This window comes from Bhargavaea sp. GQ12, from assembly GCF_059758705.1.
In genome coordinates, this window is the sequence record NZ_JCAXEU010000053.1 from 1 (window position 1) to 406 (window position 406).

Consider the following 406-nt stretch of genomic DNA (forward strand, 5'->3'; position numbering starts at 1 on the left):
CATCCTTTATCGTGGACAGGTAGGCTGGCTGGCCCTTGCCGTGATACAGATAGGTAATATCAGTCAGGAGGACCTTGCCTGGCTCATCCTGTTGGAACTCACGATTCAGGTGATTAGACACCGTACGGTGTTCCTGTGTCGCCTTCGCCATCTTCCTGTAAGGATGGGCTCTCCGGATTCTTGCATGAAGGCCGAAGAGGCCAGTGAGGCGCAGAATTTTCTTGTGGTTCATGACGACGCCATATTCATTCCTCAAAATCATATGTAGGGTGCGGTATCCTGCTTTCCCTTTCTTCCGTTCCTGGATTTCAATCAGTAGAAGGGCATCCTCATAATCCGCCTCCGCACGGAGGTCACGTGATTCACGGCGGATCAGCCATTCATAGTAACCCTGCCGGCGGACTCC

Annotated in this window: 1 protein-coding gene; it reads right to left on the reverse strand. The window is 52.5% G+C overall.

Annotation, left to right across the window (positions count from 1 at the left end; genetic code table 11):
- Positions 1-406: IS3 family transposase (locus AC6CHQ_RS16360; RefSeq protein ID WP_498082076.1), on the reverse strand; the 406-nt coding region annotated here is incomplete at both ends.